The organism is Kribbella sp. HUAS MG21 (assembly GCF_040254265.1).
Taxonomy (GTDB): domain Bacteria; phylum Actinomycetota; class Actinomycetes; order Propionibacteriales; family Kribbellaceae; genus Kribbella.
Window position 1 is genome coordinate 7,344,269 of record NZ_CP158165.1, and the last position, 21,970, is coordinate 7,366,238.

General features: G+C 70.4%; 22 protein-coding genes. 9 read left to right on the forward strand and 13 right to left on the reverse strand.

Annotated features, from left to right (window positions below):
* Nucleotides 1-59 precede the first annotated feature (59 nt).
* From ABN611_RS35525 to ABN611_RS35540, 4 genes are all read left to right on the forward strand, one after another.
* Nucleotides 60-2,447 carry a lamin tail domain-containing protein gene (locus tag ABN611_RS35525; protein ID WP_350276677.1) on the forward strand — a complete coding sequence of 796 codons (2,388 nt, stop codon included), beginning with the start codon at nucleotides 60-62 and terminating at the stop codon, nucleotides 2,445-2,447.
* Between the two features lie 66 nt (nucleotides 2,448-2,513).
* A complete protein-coding gene (gene msrB, locus ABN611_RS35530; RefSeq protein WP_350276678.1) occupies nucleotides 2,514-2,936 on the forward strand; it encodes a peptide-methionine (R)-S-oxide reductase MsrB in 423 nt (140 codons plus the stop codon).
* Between the two features lie 25 nt (nucleotides 2,937-2,961).
* Entirely contained in the window at nucleotides 2,962-3,384 is a 423-nt protein-coding gene (locus tag ABN611_RS35535; RefSeq protein ID WP_350276679.1) for an SMI1/KNR4 family protein, read from the forward strand.
* A gap of 74 nt (nucleotides 3,385-3,458) precedes the next feature.
* The gene (locus tag ABN611_RS35540; protein ID WP_350276680.1) at nucleotides 3,459-5,483 is read left to right on the forward strand and encodes an AAA family ATPase; all 2,025 of its coding nucleotides are present in this window, start codon (nucleotides 3,459-3,461) and stop codon (nucleotides 5,481-5,483) included.
* On the opposite strand, the gene ABN611_RS35545 is transcribed toward ABN611_RS35540, so the two are convergent.
* Genes ABN611_RS35545 through hemE form a run of 5 tightly spaced genes read right to left on the reverse strand, consistent with a single transcriptional unit; the run spans nucleotide 5,480 to nucleotide 9,518 of the window.
* The gene (locus ABN611_RS35545) at nucleotides 5,480-5,857 is read right to left on the reverse strand and encodes a VOC family protein (protein ID WP_350276681.1); all 378 of its coding nucleotides are present in this window, start codon (nucleotides 5,855-5,857) and stop codon (nucleotides 5,480-5,482) included. The two genes, ABN611_RS35540 and ABN611_RS35545, sit on opposite strands and share 4 nt — an antisense overlap.
* Nucleotides 5,857-6,552 (reverse strand): hydrogen peroxide-dependent heme synthase, encoded by a 696-nt coding sequence (gene hemQ / locus ABN611_RS35550; protein WP_350276682.1) that lies wholly within the window; start codon nucleotides 6,550-6,552, stop codon nucleotides 5,857-5,859. Before hemQ ends, ABN611_RS35545 begins: the two co-directional genes overlap by 1 nt.
* Nucleotides 6,549-7,958, reverse strand: coding sequence for a protoporphyrinogen oxidase (gene hemG, locus ABN611_RS35555; RefSeq protein ID WP_350276683.1), 1,410 nt, complete (start codon nucleotides 7,956-7,958; stop codon nucleotides 6,549-6,551). The genes hemQ and hemG overlap by 4 nt, the downstream gene beginning before the upstream one ends.
* Nucleotides 7,955-8,461: a GNAT family N-acetyltransferase gene (locus ABN611_RS35560; RefSeq protein ID WP_350276684.1), complete on the reverse strand. Its 507-nt coding sequence runs from the start codon at nucleotides 8,459-8,461 to the stop codon at nucleotides 7,955-7,957. The genes hemG and ABN611_RS35560 overlap by 4 nt, the downstream gene beginning before the upstream one ends.
* A complete protein-coding gene (hemE, locus tag ABN611_RS35565) occupies nucleotides 8,448-9,518 on the reverse strand; it encodes a uroporphyrinogen decarboxylase (protein WP_350276685.1) in 1,071 nt (356 codons plus the stop codon). The genes ABN611_RS35560 and hemE overlap by 14 nt, the downstream gene beginning before the upstream one ends.
* Before the next feature lie 105 nt (nucleotides 9,519-9,623).
* Here hemE and ABN611_RS35570 point away from each other — a divergent pair, with 105 nt between their 5' ends.
* A complete protein-coding gene (locus ABN611_RS35570; protein ID WP_167212886.1) occupies nucleotides 9,624-10,226 on the forward strand; it encodes a DUF3000 domain-containing protein in 603 nt (200 codons plus the stop codon).
* Entirely contained in the window at nucleotides 10,223-11,479 is a 1,257-nt protein-coding gene (locus tag ABN611_RS35575) for a ribonuclease D (RefSeq protein ID WP_350276686.1), read from the forward strand. Before ABN611_RS35570 ends, ABN611_RS35575 begins: the two co-directional genes overlap by 4 nt.
* Here the strand turns inward: ABN611_RS35575 and ABN611_RS35580 are convergent.
* The 4 genes from ABN611_RS35580 to ABN611_RS35595 form a co-directional block, all read right to left on the reverse strand.
* Nucleotides 11,476-11,958: a VOC family protein gene (locus ABN611_RS35580; RefSeq protein ID WP_350276687.1), complete on the reverse strand. Its 483-nt coding sequence runs from the start codon at nucleotides 11,956-11,958 to the stop codon at nucleotides 11,476-11,478. The genes ABN611_RS35575 and ABN611_RS35580 overlap by 4 nt on opposite strands.
* 65 nt (nucleotides 11,959-12,023) lie before the next feature.
* Entirely contained in the window at nucleotides 12,024-12,512 is a 489-nt protein-coding gene (locus tag ABN611_RS35585) for a glutathione peroxidase (RefSeq protein ID WP_350276688.1), read from the reverse strand.
* Nucleotides 12,513-12,514: 2 nt separating this feature from the next.
* The gene (locus tag ABN611_RS35590; RefSeq protein WP_350276689.1) at nucleotides 12,515-13,189 is read right to left on the reverse strand and encodes a dienelactone hydrolase family protein; all 675 of its coding nucleotides are present in this window, start codon (nucleotides 13,187-13,189) and stop codon (nucleotides 12,515-12,517) included.
* Nucleotides 13,186-13,854 (reverse strand): hypothetical protein, encoded by a 669-nt coding sequence (locus tag ABN611_RS35595; RefSeq protein ID WP_350276690.1) that lies wholly within the window; start codon nucleotides 13,852-13,854, stop codon nucleotides 13,186-13,188. Before ABN611_RS35595 ends, ABN611_RS35590 begins: the two co-directional genes overlap by 4 nt.
* Nucleotides 13,855-14,023: 169 nt before the next feature.
* On the opposite strand from ABN611_RS35595, the gene ABN611_RS35600 reads away from it, so the two are divergent.
* Both ABN611_RS35600 and ABN611_RS35605 read left to right on the forward strand, forming a co-directional pair.
* Nucleotides 14,024-15,220: an acetyl-CoA C-acyltransferase gene (locus ABN611_RS35600; RefSeq protein ID WP_350276691.1), complete on the forward strand. Its 1,197-nt coding sequence runs from the start codon at nucleotides 14,024-14,026 to the stop codon at nucleotides 15,218-15,220.
* Nucleotides 15,217-17,331, forward strand: coding sequence for a 3-hydroxyacyl-CoA dehydrogenase NAD-binding domain-containing protein (locus tag ABN611_RS35605; RefSeq protein WP_350276692.1), 2,115 nt, complete (start codon nucleotides 15,217-15,219; stop codon nucleotides 17,329-17,331). The genes ABN611_RS35600 and ABN611_RS35605 overlap by 4 nt, the downstream gene beginning before the upstream one ends.
* A gap of 64 nt (nucleotides 17,332-17,395) precedes the next feature.
* On the opposite strand, the gene ABN611_RS35610 is transcribed toward ABN611_RS35605, so the two are convergent.
* Nucleotides 17,396-18,232 (reverse strand): NAD(P)-binding domain-containing protein, encoded by an 837-nt coding sequence (locus ABN611_RS35610; RefSeq protein WP_350276693.1) that lies wholly within the window; start codon nucleotides 18,230-18,232, stop codon nucleotides 17,396-17,398.
* Nucleotides 18,233-18,285: 53 nt separating this feature from the next.
* On the opposite strand from ABN611_RS35610, the gene ABN611_RS35615 reads away from it, so the two are divergent.
* Nucleotides 18,286-18,642, forward strand: coding sequence for a MerR family transcriptional regulator (locus ABN611_RS35615; protein WP_350276694.1), 357 nt, complete (start codon nucleotides 18,286-18,288; stop codon nucleotides 18,640-18,642).
* Between the two features lie 9 nt (nucleotides 18,643-18,651).
* On the opposite strand, the gene ABN611_RS35620 is transcribed toward ABN611_RS35615, so the two are convergent.
* From ABN611_RS35620 to ABN611_RS35630, 3 genes are all read right to left on the reverse strand, one after another.
* Nucleotides 18,652-18,909 (reverse strand): hypothetical protein, encoded by a 258-nt coding sequence (locus ABN611_RS35620; protein WP_350281727.1) that lies wholly within the window; start codon nucleotides 18,907-18,909, stop codon nucleotides 18,652-18,654.
* Nucleotides 18,910-18,978: 69 nt separating this feature from the next.
* Nucleotides 18,979-20,460: an amino acid permease gene (locus ABN611_RS35625; protein WP_350276695.1), complete on the reverse strand. Its 1,482-nt coding sequence runs from the start codon at nucleotides 20,458-20,460 to the stop codon at nucleotides 18,979-18,981.
* Between the two features lie 69 nt (nucleotides 20,461-20,529).
* Nucleotides 20,530-21,828, reverse strand: a complete 1,299-nt coding sequence (locus ABN611_RS35630; RefSeq protein ID WP_350276696.1) for a hypothetical protein — start codon at nucleotides 21,826-21,828, stop codon at nucleotides 20,530-20,532.
* Nucleotides 21,829-21,970: the final 142 nt, after the last annotated feature.

The following is a 21,970-nucleotide window of genomic DNA, read 5'->3' on the forward strand; positions in this document are numbered from 1 at the left end:
CTCCGGCTGTTCACGTGTTGGACCTTGGACAGTCACCGTGCTGGTGTGAGAATCCGGCCATGTCTGCCCTGATCCGATCACGGCGCCGCCTGGGCGCTCTCGTGGTCACCTCCAGTCTCGCCTTCGCCGGCGTCGCCGCGCTGGTCGCGAACCCCGCCGGCGCCGCCTCACCCGACGTGGTCATCACCGAGGTGTACGGCGGTGGCGGCAACAGCGGTGCGCCGTACACGCACGACTTCGTCGAGCTGACGAACAACAGCTCGAGCCCGGTCGACGTGAGCGGCTGGTCGATCCAGTACGCGTCGGCGACCGGCACGTCGTGGCAGGTCACCAAGCTCAGCGGCACCATCGCGCCCGGTACGGCGTACCTCGTCCAGGAGGCTGCCGGCGCCGGGAGCGGCCAGCCGATGCCGACTCCGAACGTCACCGGGACGATCCCGATGTCCGCGGCCGCCGGCAAGGTCGCCCTGGTCACCACTCAGACCGCGCTGGCCTGCGGCTCGGCCTGTCACGCCGACGCGGCCGTCCGCGACTACGTGGGCTACGGCACGGCGAACGACTCCGAGACGGCGCCCGCGCCGGGCCTGTCGAACACCACCTCGGCGGCCCGGATCGACCCGGCGAAGGACACCGACAACAACAGTGCGGACTTCGCCGCGGGCAACCCGTCGCCGGGCACGCTGACCGGCGGGCCGCCCGAGCCGCCCGTGGACGCGAAGATCCACGACATCCAGGGCGCCGCGCACCGGTCGCCGCTGGAGGGCAAGCGGGTCGGCAACGTCACCGGCGTGGTCACGGCGACGAGCGGCAACGGCTTCTGGTTCCAGGACCCGCAGGCGGACGGCAACCCGGCTACCAGCGAGGGCCTGTTCGTGTTCACCAGCTCGGCGCCCACGGTCTCCGTCGGGCAGGCCGTGACGGTCGAGGGCTCGGTCGTCGAGTTCCGCCCGGGCGGCTCCGGCGGTACGACGAACCTCACCACCACGGAGCTCACCAACCCGAAGGTCACCGTCACCGGGACCGCCGCGGCCCCGGCACCGACCGTCGTAGGACCGGGCGGACGGGTCCCGCCGTCGACCGTGATCGAGGACGACGCGTCCGGAGACGTCGAGACGACCAGTACGGCGTTCGACCCGGCGAGCGACGGGCTCGACTTCTGGGAGTCGCTGGAGGGTATGTGGCTGGGCATCGACCAGCCGCAGGTCACCGGCCCGACGAGCTCGTTCCGGGAGCTCTCGGTGGTGCCGGCGGGTGCAAGCGTGCGCTCGGTGCGCGGCGGCATCGTGCTGCAGGAGACCGACAGCAACCCGGAGCGGGTGCTGCTGGACGACGCGCTGACGCCGATCCCGGACGCGAAGACCGGCGACAAGCTGGCGGGAGTGGTCACCGGTGTGCTCGACTACTCGTTCGGGAACTTCAAGTTCCTGCCGACCACCACCCCGACCGTGGTCGACGGCGGGGTCACGCGGGAGCGGACCCGGGCCTCGTCGCCGGCGCAGCTGTCGGTGGCGACGTTCAACGTGGAGAACCTGGACCCGTCCGACGGCGACGCCAAGTTCGCCGGGCTGGCGCAGGCCGTCGTCCACAACCTCGCCTCGCCGGACATCATCGGGCTCGAGGAGGTGCAGGACAACGACGGCGCGGTCAACTCCGCGACGACCGCCGCGGACCAGACGCTGAACCTGCTCACCGCCGCGATCGTGAAGGCGGGCGGTCCGCAGTACGCCTGGCGGCAGATCGATCCGGTGGACGACGCCGAGGGCGGCGAGCCGGGCGGCAACATCCGGGTCGCGTTCCTGTACCGAACCGACAAGGCGGTCAAGTTCGTCGACACCCCGGGCGGCGGCTCGACGGTCCCCACCACGGTCACCACCGACCACGCGGGCCGTCCGCACCTGAGCTCGTCTCCGGGCCGGATCGATCCGGCGAACCCGGCCTGGGCGGCGGCGCGGGTCCCGCTCGCGGGCGAGTTCAAGTGGCACGGGCAGACCGTGTTCGTGATCGTGAACCACTTCAGCTCCAAGGGCGGCGACAACCCGCTGTGGGGCCGGTTCCAGCCGCCGGTGCAGGTGACCGCTGCCAAGCGGCACCAGCAGGCTGCCTCGGTGCGCGGGTTCGTCGACCAGCTGCTGGCGAAGGACAAGGGCGCGAACGTCGTCGTGCTCGGTGACATCAACGACTTCGACTGGTCGCAGACCACGGACATCCTGGTCGGGTCGGGCAAGACGGCGCTGGTCGACCTGCCGCGGACGCTGCCGGTGAAGGAGCGGTACAGCTACGTGTTCGAGGGCAACAGCCAGATCCTCGACCAGATCCTGATCTCGCAGAACCTGCGGCCGGCGGCGGCGTACGACATCGTGCACATGAACTCGGAGTTCCCGGACCAGATCTCCGACCATGACCCGCAGGTGGCGAAGCTGATCCCGCTGCCGTCCTGGGTGCGGTGATTTCCGGAGTCTTACGTAGTGGGGCCCGGGCGGGGTTTTCCTTGCCCGGGCCTCGATACTTGAACTGTGACTGATTCGACCAAGCAGTACGCCGTCCAGAAGTCCGAGGCGGAGTGGAAGGCGCAGCTCTCCCCCGCCGAGTTCCACGTACTGCGCCAGGCCGGCACCGAGCGGCCGTTCGTCGGTGAGTACACCGACACCAAGACGGTCGGGGTGTACAAATGCCGGGCGTGCGACGCGGAGCTGTTCCGCAGCGAGACCAAGTTCGACTCGCACTGCGGCTGGCCGTCGTTCTTCGCCCCGCTCGCCGAGGACCGGGTCGAGTACATCGAGGACACCACCCTCGGCATGAAGCGCGTCGAGGTCCGCTGCGCCAACTGCGGCTCCCACCTCGGCCACGTCTTCGAGGGCGAGGGCTACGGCACCCCCACCGACCTCCGCTACTGCATCAACAGCATCAGCCTCACCCTCACCCCCGCCGAAGCCTGACCCGCCCCGCGGGCATGATGCCCGCATGTGGCTCGAGAAGGTCACCCGCCTGCCGGGTGCCGAGACCGGTGCGCCCGCCGAGGCGGCCGCGATCGGCGCCTGTGAGCAGGCGCTCGGCCATCCGCTGCCGGAGCAGCTGAAGGACTTCCTGCTCGCCGCGGACGGCGTCACCGGCGAGTGGGGCGAGGGCGTGCTCTGGCCGGCCGCGCAGATCGCCGAGAGCAACCGCGAGTTCCGGACGACACCGGACTTCCGGGAGCTGTACATGCCGTTCGATCCGCTGATCTTCTTCGCCGACAGCGGCGACGGCAGCCAGTACGCGCTGCTGCGCGGGATCGACCGGCTCGACGTGTTCCGCTGGGACCACGAGACCGACAGCCGGCTCTGGGTGGCGTCGAGCCTGCCCGACTACCTGGACCGGCTCGCCGCCGGGTCGCTCGAGGGCTGATCCGTCCGTCCGTCACCCGGTGTGGTCCTAGACTGGGGCGGCTGGGGGCTGGTGGTTGCTCGGGAAGGAAATTGGTGGCTGACGACGTCCGTAGACCGCGGGTGCTGGATGTGCTGGCGGCGGAGGAGCCGTGGGAGGTGCCGGGGGCGTGGGTTGCCCGGGTGCGGGGTCAGCTGAAGGCGTGGGGTGACGATCCGGAGGCGCTCCGGCCGCTGCGGCCCGAGGCGTTCCCGGACTTCGTCAAGGGCACCCCAGCAGCGGTCTGGTTCACGCACCAGGCGGCGCCGCTGCTGACCGGCTGGATCCCCGTTCTGCACGGTGAGTACGCCGACCTGTCCGCCGAGCTCACCCACGACTGGTACCGGTCCTCGTCGCGCCTCGGCGGCAACGGCCACGTGACCTACGTGGCGCCGACCGACTGGCACCTGCAGGCGATCGCGGGCGCCCGCGGCTTCCGCGAACACGGCCGCAAGCAGGCGCTGCAGCTGTCCCGCGACGTCGTACGCCTGTTCGTCGACGCGCCCCCGATGGCTGCCCGCGCCGAGGCCCTGACCGCCGCCTTCGACCGGGTCCTGGCCGACCGCGATGCCACGCACCTGCACGTCACCGGCGAGTACGACGAGATCGCGAAGTTCTGGCGTACCGACGCGCTGAAGGACTCCGAGCGCGCCGTACTGCCCGAGCTGGCCGGCCCCACCGCCGCGCTGCGGTACTCGCTGAACGCGATCCGCGACACCCACGCGCGGTTGCTGATGACGATCCCCGACGAGTACGCCGGCGACTTCGCGCGGGTGCTCGCCGAGCTGATCCTGGCCAGCGGGCTGCGCGGGATCCCGCAGCCGGTCGCGAACATCCTCGGCAACGCCGCGATCGACGTCCACAACGCGCTGCAGGAGATCCACGAGCACTTCGACCTGCAGACCTGGAACGGTCACGTCAACCAGTGGATGTCCCGCGCCATCCGCACCGGGCACGCCCCACTCGCGCGGTCCTGGGGCGCCGCCGCCGCGCGGGTCGGCGTACACCTGTCCGGCGTGCTCACCAAGGGCCCGTGGCCGGAGCCGGAGATCCCGGACCTGACGACGCTGTTCCGGATCCTCGACCGGGAGCGCTGGAGCGCCCTCGAGACCGCGGCCGCCGCGGACCAGGAAGCCTCGCTGTCGGCCGCCTGGAAGGACGTCAAGCAGGAGGACGGCGAGGACAGCGGCGGCACGCTCGACGACCCGCTGCCGACGCCGGTCGACTACACCGACGACCCGCTCGCCGAGCTGGACTCGCTGATCGGCCTGGAGTCGGTCAAGGACGCGGTCCGCCGGATGGTCGCCGAGGTGAAGACCAACCTGCGCCGGACCGAGCTCGGGCTGCCCAGCCACGAGCGGGCCCGGCACATGGTGTTCGTCGGCAAGCCCGGTACGGCGAAGACGACGATCGCGCGGCTGCTCAGCCGGATCTACCACCAGCTCGGCGTCCTGGAGAAGGGGCACGTGGTCGAGGTCGACCGCTCCGACCTGGTCGGCGCCAGTGTCGGCTCGACGGCGCCGATGACCGCGGCCAAGTTCCGCGAGGCGCTCGGCGGCGTGCTGTTCATCGACGAGGCCTACAGCCTGACGCCGGAGAACACCCCGGGCGACTACGGCCTGGAAGCGGTCGCGACGATCCTGAAGATGATGGAGGACCACCGCAACGACTGCATCGTGATCGTCGCCGGGTACCACCGGGAGATGCAGCGGTTCATGGAGTCGAACACCGGTCTGCAGTCCCGGTTCCCGAAGCTGCTGTCGTTCAGCGAGTACGACACCGACCAGCTGGTCGCGATCTTCGAGCTGCAGGCCCGGCAGAAGGGCATGATCTACGGCGAGGAAGTGCTGGACAAGGTCCGCAGCGTGATCCCGCCCGCGCCCCGCGGCCACAGCTTCGGTAACGGCCGGTTCATCCGGAACGTGCTCGAGGAGGCCATCTCCAACCAGGCCACCCGGCTGTCGGCGGGCGACCCGGACAAGCTGACCGAGCGGGAGCTCCGCGAGCTGATCCCGGCCGACGTCCGGCCCCCGACCTCGATGCGCGCCGAGGACTACCTGCTGCAGAAGCCCGGGACCTAGACCGGGGTTGCGAGCGCGACCGGGTTGCCGTCGGGGTCGGCGAGGTAGGCCTGGCGCTCGCCCCACGGCATCGTGGCCGGCTCCTGCAGGACCGGGTGGCCGGCCGCGCGGAAGCGTTCCACCTCGGCCTCGACGTCGTCGACGTACACGAACAGCTCGAAGCGTGGCGCCGTACCGACGGTGATGCCCAGCTGGGCCTCGGGCCAGTTGGCGTCGGACAGGCCGAGCGACGACTCGCCGCGCTCCAGGCCGACGTAGTGCGGGTCGCCCTCCAGCGGGAACTGGTACGTCGCCTCGTAGCCGAGCAGCGCGTAGAACTCGACGGCCCGGCGCACGTTGGACACGTACAGCACCGGGAACGCCTTGCGGTGCATCAGACGAGGTTGGCGATCAGCTCGCCGACGTCAGTGCGCTTCCCGGTGTAGAACGGGACCTCTTCGCGGACGTGCCGCCGGGCCCGCGACGCGCGCAGGTCGCGCATCAGGTCCACGATCCGGTGCAGCTCGTCGGCCTCGAAGGCCAGCATCCACTCGTAGTCGCCGAGCGCGAACGAGGCCACGGTGTTCGCCCGGACGTCCGGGTAGCCGCGCGCCTGCTGCCCGTGCTCCGCGAGCATCGCCCGCCGCTCCTCGTCCGGCAGCAGGTACCACTCGTAGGACCGCACGAACGGGTACACGCAGACGTACGGCCGCGGCTCCTCGTCGGCCAGGAACGCCGGGATGTGGCTCTTGTTGAACTCCGCCGGCCGATGCAGCGCGAACTGCGACCACACCGGCACCAGGTGCCGCCCGAGCCGCGAGCGGCGCAGCGCGTGGTACGCCTGCTGGAGCGCGTCCGACGTCGGCGCGTGCCACCAGATCATGAAGTCGGCGTCGGCCCGGAACCCCTCGACGTCGTAGAACCCGCGGATCACCACGTCGTCGGCGGCCAGCTTCCCGACCAGCTCGTTGAGCTCCGCCGTCAGCTCGTCGCGGTCCGCGTCGCCGAGCGGCGTCTCGACCTTGAACACCGACCACAGCGTGTAGCGGATGACGTTGTTGAGCTCACGGGCCTTCGGCTTACCAGTCACGACTTCATTGTCTCCAATGCGTTCAGGTGTTCCTGCACCCGGGTGGCCGCCTGGCCGCCCGAGGCCACACACGCGGCGATCCCGACACCCCGGTACGCCGCCCCGCACACGGCCAGCCCCGGTACGTCGCCCACGGCCGCCTCCACCCGGTCGACGCGGTCCAGGTGCCCGACGGCGTACTGCGGAAGTCCGCCGCCCCAGCGACTGACCAGCGACCCGACGACCTCGGCCCGGAGCCCGATCGCCTGGCGCAGATCGGCCACCGCGAGCGCCACGAGCTCCTCGTCGGCCCGCTGCAGCACGTATTCCTCACCGAGCCGGCCGACCGAGGCCCGCAGTACGGCCAGCTCTCCCCCGGCCTCCGCGGACCACGCCCATTTGGCGTGCGAGTACGTCGACGCCTTGATCGTGCGGCCCTCCACGGACGGGACGAGGAAGCCGGAGCCGGTGGCGTCGGCGGGCCAGTCCCGCTTGCGGACGGCGAGCGTGACGATCGCCATGCTCGCGTACTCGATCGTCGCCAGCTCGGTCGACGCCGCCGGCGCCAGGTCCGCCAGCATCCGCGCGGCCGGTGCCGCGGGTACGGCGACCACGACGGCGTCCGCGGTCAGGTACGTCGGCGCGGGCACGGGCCCGGCCTCCAGTTCGAACCCGTCCGCGGCCCGCGAGATCCGCCGTACGGCGAGCTTGGTGCGGATCTCGACACCGCGGGCCGTCAGGTCGTCTTCGAGGGCCGTGATGATCCGGTTGATGCCGCCGACGACGCCCGCGAACACGGGCTGGCCGGCGCGCTGCTGCCCGAGTGCGCGAAGCTCGGCGGTGGCGGCGAGCAGGTTCGGCGCGGTGCGCAGGCGCGCGTAGAGATCGGGGACGGCGGCGGCGAGTGAGATCTCCTCGGCCTTGCCGGCGTACACCCCGCCGAGCAGCGGGTCGATCAGCTTGTCGGTGACCGCGGACCCCATCCGCTCGGCGACGAACCGGCCGATCGCGACGTCCTCGGTGAGCGCGGGCGCGGGCAGGTCGGCCTCGTGCGCGACCTGCTCGGCGGCGTCCGGCCCGAGGACGTCGGCGGTCGCGGACGGATCCACCGGGACGCCCATCACGGTCGGCGGGATGGGCCGGATCCGGTCGCCGATCCACAACCCGGCCGACATGGTGGCCGGGTGCACCAGGTCGTCGCCGAGGCCGACCGCCTTGATCAGCTCCACCGCCTCCGGGCGCCGGGCCAGGACGGACTCGGCGCCGAGGTCGACCGGTACGCCCTCGATGGCGTCGCCGGCCAGCTTGCCGCCCAGCCGCGGTGAGCCCTCGAGCACCGTGATCCGCGGCGGGTTCGGCCCGGTCGCGAGCGCGTGCGCCGCGGCCAGCCCGCTGATCCCGCCGCCGACCACGACGACTCGCTTCACGCGTCCTCCAGGCTCAGCTCGTACTTCTTCCCCGGTCCGAGATCCGTGCTGCTGCTCGCGACCGGCCGGAACCCGACCCGGGTCAGCACCGTCTGCGAGGCGACGTTGTGGTCCGACGCGCCGGCCCACAACGACGTCAGGCCGTAGTCGTCCTTGGCGAGCTGGATCACCGCCCGCACCGCGGCCGTCGCCAGACCCTTCCCAGCCCACTTCTCGGCGATCCGGTAGCCCAGCTCGGCGGTTCCGTGCTCGAGATCGATCAGGTTCACCCGGCCGACCACGGCCCCGGTGCTGTCGACCAGGACGTGGAAGCGACAGATGCCGGCCTCCTGCTCGGCCAGCAGAGCGGCGTGCCGGGTCGCGAAGTTCGCGAAGTACTCGTCACCGCGGTCCCAGATCCACGAGGCGAAGTACGCCCGGTTCTCAAGCTCGAAGGCCAGTGCGGCGTCCTCATGGTCCGCGCGCAGCGGCTCCAGCGACACCTCGTGGTCAGGCAGGTACATGGGACGACTTCGCCTGCACGTACTGCACGATCCGGTGCAGCACCTCGGGGTCCGCGTCCGGCGGGACGCCGTGGCCGAGGTTGAAGATGTGCCCCGGCGCCGCCTGGCCCTCGGCGAGGATCCGGTCGATCTCGGGCTCGATCGCCTCCCAGCCCGCGAACAGCAGCGCCGGGTCGAGGTTGCCCTGGACCGGCTTCGGGGCCCCGCCGGCGGCAGTGATCCGGCGTACCGCCTCGTCCAGCGGCACGCGCCAGTCGACCCCGACCACGTCCGCGCCCGCCGCGCTCATCAGGCCGAGCAGCTCGCCGGTGTTCACGCCGAAGTGCACCCGCGGGACGCCGTACGGCGCGATCGCCTCGAAGACCTTGGCGGTGTGCGGCAGCACGAACCGCTCGTAGTCGCGCGGCGACAACCCGCCCGCCCACGAGTCGAACAGCTGGATCGCCGACGCGCCGGCCTCGACCTGCACCGACAGGAACGCGATCGCCACGTCGGCCAGCCGGTCGGCCAGCGCGTGCCACAGCTCCGGGTCGGCGTGCATCATCGCCTTCGTCCGGGCGTAGTCCTTGCTCGGCCCGCCCTCGACCAGGTACGACGCGACGGTGAACGGCGCGCCCGCGAACCCGATGAGCGGCGTACCGTCGAGCTCGCTCACCAGCTGCTGGACCGACTCGGTGGCGAACGTCACGTCCGCCGGAGTCACCGGGCGGACCGCTGCGAGGCCTCCGGCGTCCCGGATCGGGTCCGCGACCACCGGACCGACGCCCGGCTTGATCTCGATGCCGAACCCGGCGGCCTTCAGCGGGAGCACGATGTCGGAGTAGTAGATCGCCGCGTCGACGCCGTAACGGCGGACCGGCTGCAGCGTTATCTCGACGACGAGGTCGGGCCGCATGCACGACTCGAGCATCGTGATCCCCTCGCGGACCGCACGGTACTCGGGCAGCGACCGCCCCGCCTGCCGCATGAACCACACCGGCGTGTGCGGCGGCTGCTCCCCACGGGCAGCGAGCAGGTACGGCGAACGGGCGAGCGAAGGGTGTTCCGTCGGGGGCACACAGCGATGATCCCACGCGATGACCGGCGCCCAACGGCCTGGTCGCATGCTGTTACCGGCGCGTCTTGACGGGCGGCGGTGAGTAATCGGTCGTAGGCTGCCGATATGGGTGCCCGCAAGCAGGTCGACGCGCCACCCGCGGAGTTCGCCGAGGCAGTCTCGCAGTTACGAGGTGCCCGGTTCCGGCCCGAGGTTTTCGTCGAGGAGATGCCCGCGCCGCAGCGGATCGCACCGCACGCGGCCGCGGTCAGCGCCGACGTGACGGTCGACGGTGACGATGTCGCCACCGGCCGTCTGGTCGTCCTCTACGACCCGGCCGGGAACGACGCCTGGCAGTCGACCTTCCGCTGTGTCGCATACGTGCGCGCCGCCGTCGAACCGGAGATGGTGACCGACGCGCTGCTCGGCGGCGTGGGCTGGACCTGGCTGATGGAGGCGCTGGCCGACCGCGGCGCCGACTTCCTGGCCCCGAGCGGTACCGTGACCAGGGTGGTATCGGAGAGCTTCGGCGGGATGGCTGACGACGACGCGACGGCGGAGATCGAGATCCGCGCGTCCTGGAGCCCCGTGCCCGGACCCGGCGGCGCCGTCGACGTGACCCGGCACGCCGAGGCCTGGGGCGAGGTGCTGTGCACGGCGGCCGGACTGCCGCCCGTTCCGCCGGGCGTGGTCGCGATGCCGACCCGGCGCGGACAGCGGGGCCGATGAGCCCAGCCGACACCCAGCAGCCGTCCGCCCCGGACGACCCGACCGCACACCTTCCCCTCCTCGAGCTACGGGACGGGCTGTCGGACGTCGTCGACACCGATTCCGCGCTGACCGAGACCGTCGAGGCGTTCCGCTCCGGCACCGGCCCGGTGGCCGTCGACGCCGAGCGTGCCTCCGGCTACCGCTACTCGCACCGCGCTTATCTGGTCCAGTTGCGCCGTGAAGGCGCCGGCTCCGCGCTGATCGACCCGATCCCGTTCGGCGACCTGTCCGCGCTCGGTGACGCGATCGTCGACGCCGAGTGGATCATCCACGCCGCCAACCAGGACCTGGCCTGCCTGGCCGAGGTCGGGATGGTGCCGCGGCAGGTGTTCGACACCGAGCTCGCCGGCCGCCTGCTCGGCTACCCGAAGGTCGGCCTCGCCTCGCTGGTGAGCGAAGTACTGGGCTACCGGATGCGCAAGGAGCACTCGGCCGCAGACTGGTCGACGCGCCCGCTGCCGGCGCCCTGGCTGGTGTACGCCGCCCTGGACGTCGAGATGCTGATCGAGCTGCGCGACGCGATCGAGCAGGAGCTGCGCCGCGAGGGCAAGTGGGAGTGGGCCCAGCAGGAGTTCGCCGCGATCCTGGACGCGCCGCCGCGGGAGCCGAAGCCGGACCCGTGGCGCCGTACGTCGGGAATGCACCGGGTCCGGAACCGCCGCAGCCTGGCCGTCGTCCGGGCGCTCTGGGAGGCCCGCGACCAGATCGCAGAGTCCGCGGACATCTCCCCCGGCCGGATCCTGCCGGACGCGGCGATCGTCGAGGCGGCGTCCGCGATGCCGACCGACCGCGACACGCTGCAGCGGCTCACCGCGTTCAAGGGCCGCGGCGCGCACCGGCACATGCGGACCTGGTGGGAGGCGATCGACCACGCACGCCGGCTGCCCGACTCCGAGCTCCCCAAGCAGGGACCGCGGTACGACGGCCCGCCGCCGGCGCGTGCCTGGGCCGACCGCGACCCCGACGCGGCCGCCCGTCTGTCAGCAGCCCGCGCCGCGGTCGCCGAGATCGCCGAGGCCCACCGCCTCCCGACCGAGAACCTGCTGGCCCCGGACACCATCCGCCGCCTGGCGTGGTCCCCGCCGAAGGACCTCGACGTCGCCGTGGTGACCGCCTTCCTCCGCGAACACCACGCCCGCCAATGGCAAATAGCCCTCACCGCCGAGGCCCTGACCGACGCCATGACCTCCGAGGCCGCAACCCTCGACTAGACCACCGGGCGGAACAGAGCGCCCTGGACGTACTCCATCGCCTTCAGGAACTTCTCGTCGGTCAACCGGCGGTTGAGCTCCTCCTCGTCCACGGTCTCGATCCGCGTGTGCAGCCAGTACAGGTTCCCGTAAGGATCGTGGACGCGGGCGATCACGTCACCCCAGAACATGTGCGTCGGCTCGGTGACGACGGTCCCACCAGCCAGGACCGCCTGCTTCAGCGTCTCGTGGACGTCAGGCACGTACAGCCGGAGGAACGCCGGCGTCGGCGGCCAGTCCGGCTGGTCGAACATCATCACCACCGAGTCGCCGATGCGCATCTCGGCGTGCCCGATGTTCCCGTTCGCGTCGACCACGCGGCCGCCGAGATCCTCCGCATCGAACGCGGCGGCGAGGAACTCCATCAAACCGGCTGTGTCGTGCCCGATGATCCACGGAGTCACCGCGTGGTAGCCATCGGGAATCGGGTGCACCGTCATTGTTCTGCTCCTTCGCCGAGGTAGGTGCCTCCACGCTAGGAGCAGAACAGGACAGGTTCTGGCCGCTACTTCGGAAGCTGGGTTTCGATGGCGGTGGTGATCTCGTCGGATTCCGGTTCGGTGCGGGGGCGGAAGCGGGCGGCGACCGTGCCTTCGGGGGTGAGGAGGAACTTTTCGAAGTTCCACTGGATGTCGCCGGCCTCGCCGTCGGCGTCGGGGGTCTGGGTGAGTTCGGCGTACAGCGGGTGCCGGTTCTCGCCGTTCACCTCGAGCTTGTCCAGCATCGGGAACGTGACGCCGTACGTCGTCGAGCAGAAGGTCTCGATCTCCTCCGCCGACCCCGGCTCCTGACCGCCGAACTGGTTGCACGGCGCGCCGAGCACCGTGAACCCGCGGGCCTCGTACTTCTTCTGCAGGTTCTCCAGCCCCTCGTACTGCGGCGTCAGCCCGCACTTCGACGCCACGTTCACGACGAGGACGGCCTTGCCCTTGTACTCACCGAGCGACGTCGGCGCACCGGACAGGGTGGTCAGCGGAATGTCGTACAGGCTCATGCTCATCCTTGGGAGGTAGGGAGGTTCCGGGCGAGAAAGTCTTCGGTACGGCGCCACGCCAGCGCGGACGCCTCCGCGTGGTGGAACGCCGGCAGCGGGTTGTCGAACGCGTGACCGGCACCGTCGTACCGGTGGATCTCGGCCCGATCGTCACGGCCCAGCGCCGGGACGATCGCGTCGACGTCCAGGTAGGAGTCGTCGTTGCCGAAGTGGTGCAGGCTGGTCGCGGTCACGTCCAGCTCCAGCAACTGGGGCAGCGCGGAGCCGTAGTAGCTCACCAGCACGTCAGGAGACGAGACCGCGGCCACGTTGAAGCCGAGCCCGCCGCCGAAGCAGAAGCCGACCACGCCGGTGCTGCGGCCGCGCGCCCGCAGGTACTCCAGCGCAGTGACCGAGTCCTTGACCGCCAGGTCCCAGTCGAGACGCCCGACGATCCCCATCGCGCGCTCCAGCAGGTCCGGCGAGGACTCGTCCAGCTCGGTGTCGTCCAGGCGCCAGTAGATCTCCGGAGCGATCACGTAGTACCCGAGGGCGTGCAGATCCGCCGCACGCTGCTTGATGTAGTCGGAGACCCCGAAGATCTCCTGCAGGAGCAGGATGCCGGGTGCCTGGGCGTCGGCGTTCCCCCACTCGTGGACTGGTAACGAACCTGAACCGGTATCGATCTCCAAAGTCACACGGTGAAGCGTACGACCTCCGTGGGAGCGGGCTTCGGGGCAGGTGCGGGCATCCAGGCCTTCGTCTCCGCGATCGCGTCGACCAGCAGGTTGTACAGCCGGTCGTCCGGATCCGGCACGCACGCCTGCGAGATCCCCTCGACCGCGCACGAGACCGCACGCGGCGCCGTACGGCGGGCGAAGTCGGGCGTGGTCCGGCGCGAGCGCGCGGTGAACGAGCGCGCCCACTTCGTCGCGGACGGGACCGACTGCAGGACGGCGAGCGACTCGGGCTCGATGTCGTCCGGCGGCCGCCCGTCGAGCGCGGCGAGCTGCTTCTCCCCCACCAGCAGCGCGACGGCCAGGATGTACTGCCGCTCCTGCGACACCACCGGCAGCGCGTGCTGGATGCAGCGCGCGGTGACCCGCGGTACGACGTGCGGGTCGTCGGGCACCAGCCCGATCACCGACGGGATCAGCGGCGCCAGCCGGGACCGGCCGGCATCCGTGGTGCAGTCGTTGACGTCCCGGGCGACGCCGGCCAGCAGTGCGTGCGTACAGGCCGGGTGGTCCGACCACGGCTCGCCGGCCAGGTACGACGCGAACTCCATGAAGCAGGCGCCCTTGCGCGGATTGCGGTGCTTCCCCCGGCTGAGGACCGGTACGGCCAGATCAAGATTGTTCATGGAACAACTCCAGAAACGCGGACCCTTGAAGACCAGCATGCGCCCATTCGCGCCGCATTGCCACGGGTGACGGTTCTGTGAGCGGACCCACACGGGTGGCTACCTTGGCGGTTCTGTTACTCATGGGTAGCATCGGGGTAGCTTTCCCGACTCCTAGAGGAGGGCCCTCGTGCCCCGTGAGATCCGCGATGTCGTGTATGTCGACGGCGTTCGCACCCCGTTCGGCAAGGCCAAGGGCCAGTATGCCGAGACCCGCGCCGACGACCTGGTGATCAAGTGCATCCGGGAGCTGCTGCGGCGGAACCCAAGCCTTCCCCCGGAGCGGGTGGACGAGGTCGCGATCGCGGCCACCACCCAGATCGGCGACCAGGGCCTGACCATCGGCCGGACGGCCGCACTGCTGGCCGGGCTGCCGAACACCACGCCCGGCTACGCCATCGACCGGATGTGCGCCGGCGCGATGACCGCCGTCACCACCACCGCCGCCGGGATCGCGTTCGGCGCGTACGACGTGGTCGTGGCCGGCGGGGTCGAGCACATGGGCCGGCACCCGATGGGCGAGGGCGTCGACCCGAACCCGCGGATCATCGCCGAGAAGCTGGTCGACACCTCCGGGCTGGTGATGGGCTCCACCGCGGAGAACCTGCACGACCGGTTCCCGGGGATCACCAAGGAGCGCGCCGACGTGTACGCCGCCGCGTCCCAGGAGAAGGCGGCCAAGGCCTACGCGAACGACCTGATCCAGCCGGACCTGGTGCCGGTCGCGACCCGCTCCGCCGAGCAGGGCTGGGGCTACGCCACGACCGACGAGCCGATGCGGCCGGGCACCACGGTCGAGGACCTGGCCGGGCTGAAGACGCCGTTCCGCCCGCACGGCCGGGTGACGGCGGGCAACTCCGCCGGGATCAACGACGGCGCCACCGCGTGCGTGCTGACGTCGGCGGAGGCCGCCGAGGAGCTCGGGCTGACCCCGAAGATGAAGCTGGTCTCGTACGCCTTCGCGGGCGTCGAGCCCGAGGTGATGGGCGTCGGCCCGATCCCGGCGACCGAGAAGGCGCTGAAGCTGGCCGGGCTGACGATCGACGACATCCAGGCGTTCGAGGTGAACGAGGCGTTCGCCGTCCAGGTGCTGGCGTTCCTGGAGCACTACGGCATCGCCGACGACGACCCGCGGGTCAATCCGTACGGCGGCGCGATCGCCTTCGGGCACCCGCTGGCGTCGTCCGGGGTCCGGCTGATGAACCAGCTGGCCAAGCAGTTCGAGCAGCGCCCCGAGGTCCGCTACGGCCTCGCCACCATGTGCGTCGGCCTCGGCATGGGCGGCACGGTCATCTGGGAGAACCCGAACTGGGAAGGTGCGAAGTGACGGACCTGCAGGCTTTGATCGACTCCGCGTCCGCGCTCTCGACGGACGAGGTCGTCACGCTCGCGCACTCCCGGGACGTCGTACTCCCGGGCGAGGCCGGCACGATGGCGCTGATCACGCTGGACAACGGGCACGACCACACCAAGCCGAACACCTTCGGGCCCAAGGGCCTGGGGTCGTTGAACGCGGCCCTGGACGCGGCGCTGGCGCGGGACGAGATCGTCGCGATCGGCGTCACCGGCAAGCCGTTCATCCTGGCCGCGGGCGCGGACCTGACCGGCGTACCGAAGCTGACCGACCGGGAGCAGGCGCTGACGCTCGGGAAGATCGGGCACGGCGTGCTGCGGAAGCTGGTCGACGGCGGCAAGCCGTCGTTCGCGTTCGTGAACGGCGTCGCGCTCGGCGGCGGCCTCGAGGTCGCGCTGCACGCTTCCTACCGCACCGTTTCGGTCGCGGCCGGGATGCTGTCGACGCCCGAGGTGTTCCTCGGGCTGATCCCGGGCTGGGGCGGCAACTTCCTGCTGCCGAACCTGATCGGCGCGGACAACGCGGTCAAGGTCGTCGTCGAGAACGCCCTCAACCAGAACAAGATGCTCAGCGGGCCGGAGGCCGTGAAGCTCGGCATCGGCGACGTACTGCTGGACTCGGCGGACTTCCTCGAGCAGTCGCTGCTGTGGGCTTCGCAGGTCCTCACGGGTGCCGTGGTCGTCGAGCGGCCGGCGGTCGACCGGGGCGAGGCGTGGGACGCGGCCGTTGCCCGGGGCAAGGCTTTCGCGGACCTCAAGGTGAGTGGTGCGGCGCCGGCGCCGTACCGGGCGTTGGAGCTCATCGAGGCCGCTCGCGACAACGATCGGGATCGCGGGTTCGCGGCCGAGGACGAGGCGCTCGCGGACCTGATCATGAGCGAGGAGCTGCGCAGCGGGCTCTACGCGTTCGACCTGGTGAACAAGCGGGCCAAGCGCCCGGCGGGTGCGCCGGACAAGTCGCTGGCGCGGCCGGTGACGAAGGTCGGGGTCGTCGGCGCGGGCCTGATGGCGGGCCAGCTGGCGCTGCTGTTCGCGCGGCGGCTCGAGGTTCCCGTCGTCCTGACGGACCTGGACCAGGAGCGGGTGGACCGCGGCGTCGGGTACGTGCACGGCGAGATCGACAAGCTGCTCGCGAAGGGCCGGGTGCGCGCCGACAAGGCGAACCAGCTGAAGGCGCTCGTCACCGGGTCGGTCGACAAGAGCGTGTTCGCGGACGCGGACGTCGTGATCGAGGCCGTGTTCGAGGAGCTGCAGCTGAAGAAGACGATCTTCGCCGACCTGGAGAAGATCATCCGGCCGGACGCCGTCCTGGCGACGAACACGTCGTCGTTGTCGGTGACCGAGATGGCCGCCGACCTGGAGCACCCGGAGCGGGTCGTCGGGTTCCACTTCTTCAACCCGGTCGCGGTGCTGCCGCTGCTGGAGATCATCCGCGCGGACCGCACCGACGACGCGACGCTGGCCACGGCGTTCGCGGTCGGCAAGACGCTGAAGAAGTCCTGCGTGCTGGTGAAGGACGCGCCGGCGTTCGTCGTGAACCGGCTGCTGACCCGGTTCCTCGGCGAGGTCAGCGCGGCGGTCGACGAGGGTACGCCGATCCCGGAGGCCGACCGCGCGCTCGCCGCGCTCGGGCTGCCGATGCCGCCGTTCGTGCTGCTCCAGCTGGTCGGGCTGCCGGTCGCGCTGCACGTCGCGGAGACGATGAACCGGGCGTACCCGGACCGGTTCGCGGTGTCCGCGAACCTCGCGAAGGTCGTTGCCGCAGGCAAGAGCTCGTTCTACGTGTGGCCGGAGGGCAAGCCGGTCGTGGATCCCGAGGTCGAGGCGCTGGTGGAGGTCGGCGACAAGCCCTCCACCGCCGACGAACTCCGCTCCCGGGTGCTGACCGCCCTCGCCGAGGAGATCAAGATCATGCTCGACGAGGGCGTGGTGGCCGAGGCCCAGGACATCGACCTGTGCCTGCTGCTCGGAGCCGGGTGGCCGTTCCACCTCGGTGGCATCACGCCGTATCTGGACCGCACCGGCATCGCCGAGAAGGTCAACGGGACTCGCTTCCTTCCCAAGGGTGTGGCCAGCCTCTCCTGAGCCGCTGGGGGTCGGTGCGGAGCCGGAAGCCCGCTCCGGCCCCCAGCAACACCAGCCCGCGTCGTCAGCGGGCTGCGAGCCGGGCGAAGCCCTCGGAGCCGTGGCCGTTGTCGATCGCTTGTTGTACTTCGGCGCGGACGGCGGTGAGTACGCCGTTGTCGAGGTCGCTCGAGCGGATGGTGCTGAGGATGTGGTCGAGGGTCGCGGCCACGGACGTGAGCTGGGCCAGGTCGCCTGGGAAGTGATCGGTCGCCACCTGCTCGGCGACCAGGTCGATCAGGTCGGGGAACAGTGCGAGCATCGACTTCGCGTGGCCGGCGATCTCGGTGGGCGCGATGTGCTGTGCCTTGGCGAGGGCGAACATGTGCACGACGCCGCTCATCGACGTCCAGAACAGGTCTTGCAGCGACGCGTCGAAACCGGCGGCTCTGCCCGGGTCCTCGCCGAGGTAGTGCGCGTTCTCGCCGAGTGCGGACAGCGTGGATCGGTGCGAATGGTAGGCGGCGGCCGGTCCGCTGAAGTACAGCGTCGCCTCAGCGGTGCCGACGGCCGTGGGCGTCGCGACGATCACGCCGTCGAGGTACTCGATGCCGTGTTCGGCGGCCCAGGCCGCCATCGCGCGGGCCTGCTCGGGTGAGCCGCCGCTGAGGTTCGCGAGGGTACGGCCCTTCAGCGCGTCGGCGTCGAGGACGGACTCCGCCACTTCGTAGTCCAGCAAGGACACGACGACGAGAGGGCTCGCCGCCATCGCGTCGACGGCCGTGTCGGCGACGACGACGTCGAGGTCGCCGGCTCTTCCCGGGGTGCGGTTCCAAACAGTCGTCGGGTGGTCGGCGGCAACGAACGCGGCGGCCAGGGCGTGGCCCATGGGTCCGAGTCCGAGAACAGTCACGGTGGTCATGCCGGGTAACGTAAACCTTGACGTCCATGTCAAAGTCAAGGCGGAACCGGACCATGCGAATCGGCGAACTGGCCACACGCACAGGCGTCAGCGAACGCGCACTGCGGTACTACGAGACCCAGGGCCTCCTGACCCCGTCACGCACCCCGAGCGGCTACCGCAAGTACGCCGAGTCCGACCTGGCCGCAGTACGCCGAATCAGAACCCTCCTGGCCGCCGGCCTCAACACCACCCAGATCCAGCAAGTACTCCCCTGCCTGGTCGACGACGACGGCCTCCTGACCCCAACCTGCTCAGACCTGACAGCCGGCCTCATCCAGCAACGCGACCGCATCGACGAAGCAATCCACGACCTACAAACAACCCGAACCAACCTCACCAAACTCATCACCAGCCAACCGGCGGACTGACTTTGGCAGTCAGCCGGGGTCGGTGAAGGAGATCGGCTTGCCGGTGGCGCGGGCGTAGGCGATCTCCCTGGTCGTGGACTCGCCGATGTACCCGCCCGGGTTGACGACCAGCACGCGGTCGGCCAGGTCGATCTTGCGCAGGTGGAGCTCACCCAGCGCGGCCTTCTGCTCGTCGGTGATCAACTCGTCTGCCTCGGCGCTCGGGAAGACACCTGGCGCGACGACGATGACACCTGCCAAGGTCAGGTCCCGGTTCGCCGCATGCATCTCGTCCACGAACCGTGCCGAGCCACAAATGCAGACAATCTCAGGTCGCACTTCTGCCTTGCTTTACCCTCAGGCCTTTTGTTCCTGGCCGGTGCGTTCTTCCAGGCCTACTCGGCTCTTGTGGTAGCCGTAGACGGCGTAGATGGCGAAGCCGAGGAGCATCCAGAGGCCGAAGCGGAGCCAGGTTTCGAGGGAGAGGTTGAGCATCAGGTAGAGGCAGATGAGGGCCGAGAGGATCGGGATCACCGGGCTCAGCGGGACGCGGAAGGAGCGCTGGATGTCGGGGCGGCTCCTGCGGAGCAGCGGGACCGCGATCGACACCAGCGTGAAGGCGGCCAGCGTGCCGATGTTGACCATTTCCTCGAGCTTGCCGATCGGGGTGACACCCGCGACGATCGCGACCAGGACGCCGATCCCGATCGTGAGGCGGTACGGCGTACCCCACTTGGCGTGCGTCTTGCCGAGCTGCCGGGGCATCAGGTGGTCGCGGCTCATCGCGAAGACCACCCGCGCCGCGCCGATCATCAACGTCAGCACAACGGTGGTGAGACCCGCGACCGCACCCGCGGAGATCAGCGTCGCGAAACCACCGCGCCCGACGGACCGGAACGCCTCGGCCAGTGCCGCCTCGCCGTTGATGTCGGTGTACTTCACCATGCCCGTGATCACGATGCAGACCAGCACGTACAGCACCGTGCAGATCGCCAGCGAGCCGATGATGCCGCGCGGCAGGTCGCGCTGCGGGTTCTGCGCCTCCTCGGCGGTGGTGGCGACCACGTCGAAGCCGATGAACGCGAAGAACACCAGCGACGCGCCGGACACCAGGCCCATGATCCCGAACGTCGACGGCGTGAAGCCGAACAGCGCCTGGAACAACGGCGTGGTGATCGTCACGTCGCCGTTCGGCGCGGGCACGCTCGGCGGGACGAACGGCGTCAGGTTCTCGCCCTTGATGTAGAACAGCCCGGCGACGATCACGAACAGCACCACGAACAGCTTGATCGCGACCAGCACCAGGTTGACCCGCAGCGACTCCTTGATCCCGATCGTCGCGAGCGTCGCCAGCACCAGGACCAGCAGCATCGCGAGCACGTTGACGCTGCTGTCCGGCCCGATCGAGGACGGCCAGCCGAGCCCGATCTGTTCCAGGAACAAGGCGGCGTACGTCGACCAGCCCTGGGCGACGACGCTTGCCCCGAGCATCAATTCGAGCAGCAGGTCCCAGCCGATGATCCAGGCGAAGATCTCACCGAGCGAGAAGTACGAGAACGTGTACGCCGAACCGGACACCGGCACGGTCGACGAGAACTCGGCGTAGCACAACGCGGCCAGCGCACAGCAGATCGCGGCCAGTACGAAGGACAGCGCGATGCCCGGACCGGCGTACAGCTTGGCCGCGCGGCCGGTCAGCGTGAAGATGCCGGCACCGATGATGACGCCGATGCCGAAGACCGTCAGGTCGAGCGCGGTGAGGCGTTTCTTGAGCTGGTACTCCGGCTCGTCGGTGTCGGCGATCGACTGCTCGATCGTCTTCTTCCGCACAAGACTCATCTGCGCCTCCTCGGGATGGACGGATCCATTCGAGACTGCCCGTCTGACAGCGCGAGGTCAAACCGCCACTCAGCGCTGCGGCTCGTATGTTGTGAGCGACGTCCACAGCGTCGCCTCGGTGAGACCGGTACGGCTCAGCAGGATGCGGTCGCGGGCTGCCTGATCGGTGCCGTTCATCGCCATGTCCACGTACAGGTCCTCGACCTTGTCGAGCCCGATCCGCTGCACGAGGTACCTGACCGCCAGCCAGCTCACGCCGTACACGTCGGCGGAGTTCTGGTAGAAGCCGGCGTCGCTCGGCAGCGCGGACAGCTGCGGTACGGAGTCGTCGATGACCTCCTGCTCCCACTTGCCGACCTCGCCGGCTCCCCCGAGCGCCTCGATCCCGCGCCAGGAGACGTACTCCGCGGCGCCCTCGGCCAGCCACAACGGTTCGTACCCGCCGAGGTCCGCGGTCGCGACGTGAGTGAGCTCGTGCGACAGCAGGATCTCGTCGACGCGGTCGCGTTCGTTCGGGTTGATCACGACGTACCCGCCGGCGACCGTGCCGTCGGCAGTGTCCTGGCCGGGCAGCGACGAGAACGTCGTACCGGTGCTGGCGGCGGACTCGATGTCCTCGTCGGCGAACCGGGCGTCGCGCACCTCGGTCTCGTCGAGCGCGATCACCAGCACCTTGCCGGTCCACTTCCGCGGCCAGTACTCGGTGACCTGCGCGAGCCCCTCGGCGGCCTCGCGGACGATCGCGCGGCCGCGCCGGGTGTCGCCCTTCTCGACGACGACCAGCACCCGCGGGCCACGCTGTACTTCGATCCGGCCGAGGTCCCAGGCCTCGCGGTGCGCGCCGGGCCCGAGGTCCTCGTCGAGCTCGTCGTCGGCGGTCAGCAGCCACCGGCCGCCGCGCGCGACGAACGTGTAGCCCAGCTCGGTGGTGACCGGCGTGAAGTCCACCTCGGGGATCTGGTACCGCATCAGGATCCGGACCAGGTACGTCGTCGTGCCGTGGGCCTGCAGGACCGCCGGGTTGAAGCGCTCCTCGGCCTGGCTGTAGCCGATCTCGGTGAAGCCGATCTCGACCAGGTTCGCGAACAGGATCTTCTGCTCGGCGCGGAGCTGCTTGTTGGCCGGGTCGACGTCGGCGAGGAACAACGCCTCGTTGCCGGTCTGCACGGCCTGCGCCCGGCGGATCAGGATGGTGTCGATCGCGACCCGGCGGGCGGCGACCGCGGCCGCGACCCTCGACTGCTTCGTCGACTTCGGCGGCGGAGGCGTCGGTGTGACGGTGGCCTGCGCGGTGGCCCGGGCACGGGCGTCCTGTTCGCGCTGTTCAACGGTGTAGACGACGCCGCCCGACACGAGCACGACCGCCACCAGCAGCCCCACCCAGCGGCGGGGCCCAGAGGTCGGCCCAGAGGTCGGCCCGGGAGCGGGCGGGGGCGTCGTATCGCTCACTTCGGGTCGTTCCCTCCGAGTACCCGATGGTCGCAGCCGGGCTACCCTACTCGACGCCCGC

What these genes read in the sequence shown, in the direction of transcription:
- ABN611_RS35545 (WP_350276681.1), bottom strand. Translation starts at nt 5,857, where the DNA reads ATGCACCGCAAGGCGTTCCCGGTGCTGTACGTGTCCAACGTGCGCCGG.
- ABN611_RS35580 (WP_350276687.1), bottom strand. Translation starts at nt 11,958, where the DNA reads ATGACGGTGCACCCGATTCCCGATGGCTACCACGCGGTGACTCCGTGG.
- ABN611_RS35610 (WP_350276693.1), bottom strand. Translation starts at nt 18,232, where the DNA reads ATGACCACCGTGACTGTTCTCGGACTCGGACCCATGGGCCACGCCCTG.
- ABN611_RS35620 (WP_350281727.1), bottom strand. Translation starts at nt 18,909, where the DNA reads ATGCATGCGGCGAACCGGGACCTGACCTTGGCAGGTGTCATCGTCGTC.
- ABN611_RS35560 (WP_350276684.1), bottom strand. Translation starts at nt 8,461, where the DNA reads ATGTACCTGCCTGACCACGAGGTGTCGCTGGAGCCGCTGCGCGCGGAC.
- ABN611_RS35575 (WP_350276686.1), top strand. Translation starts at nt 10,223, where the DNA reads ATGAGCCCAGCCGACACCCAGCAGCCGTCCGCCCCGGACGACCCGACC.
- ABN611_RS35615 (WP_350276694.1), top strand. Translation starts at nt 18,286, where the DNA reads ATGCGAATCGGCGAACTGGCCACACGCACAGGCGTCAGCGAACGCGCA.
- ABN611_RS35625 (WP_350276695.1), bottom strand. Translation starts at nt 20,460, where the DNA reads ATGAGTCTTGTGCGGAAGAAGACGATCGAGCAGTCGATCGCCGACACC.
- ABN611_RS35585 (WP_350276688.1), bottom strand. Translation starts at nt 12,512, where the DNA reads ATGAGCCTGTACGACATTCCGCTGACCACCCTGTCCGGTGCGCCGACG.
- ABN611_RS35535 (WP_350276679.1), top strand. Translation starts at nt 2,962, where the DNA reads ATGTGGCTCGAGAAGGTCACCCGCCTGCCGGGTGCCGAGACCGGTGCG.
- ABN611_RS35595 (WP_350276690.1), bottom strand. Translation starts at nt 13,854, where the DNA reads ATGAACAATCTTGATCTGGCCGTACCGGTCCTCAGCCGGGGGAAGCAC.
- ABN611_RS35525 (WP_350276677.1), top strand. Translation starts at nt 60, where the DNA reads ATGTCTGCCCTGATCCGATCACGGCGCCGCCTGGGCGCTCTCGTGGTC.
- ABN611_RS35570 (WP_167212886.1), top strand. Translation starts at nt 9,624, where the DNA reads ATGGGTGCCCGCAAGCAGGTCGACGCGCCACCCGCGGAGTTCGCCGAG.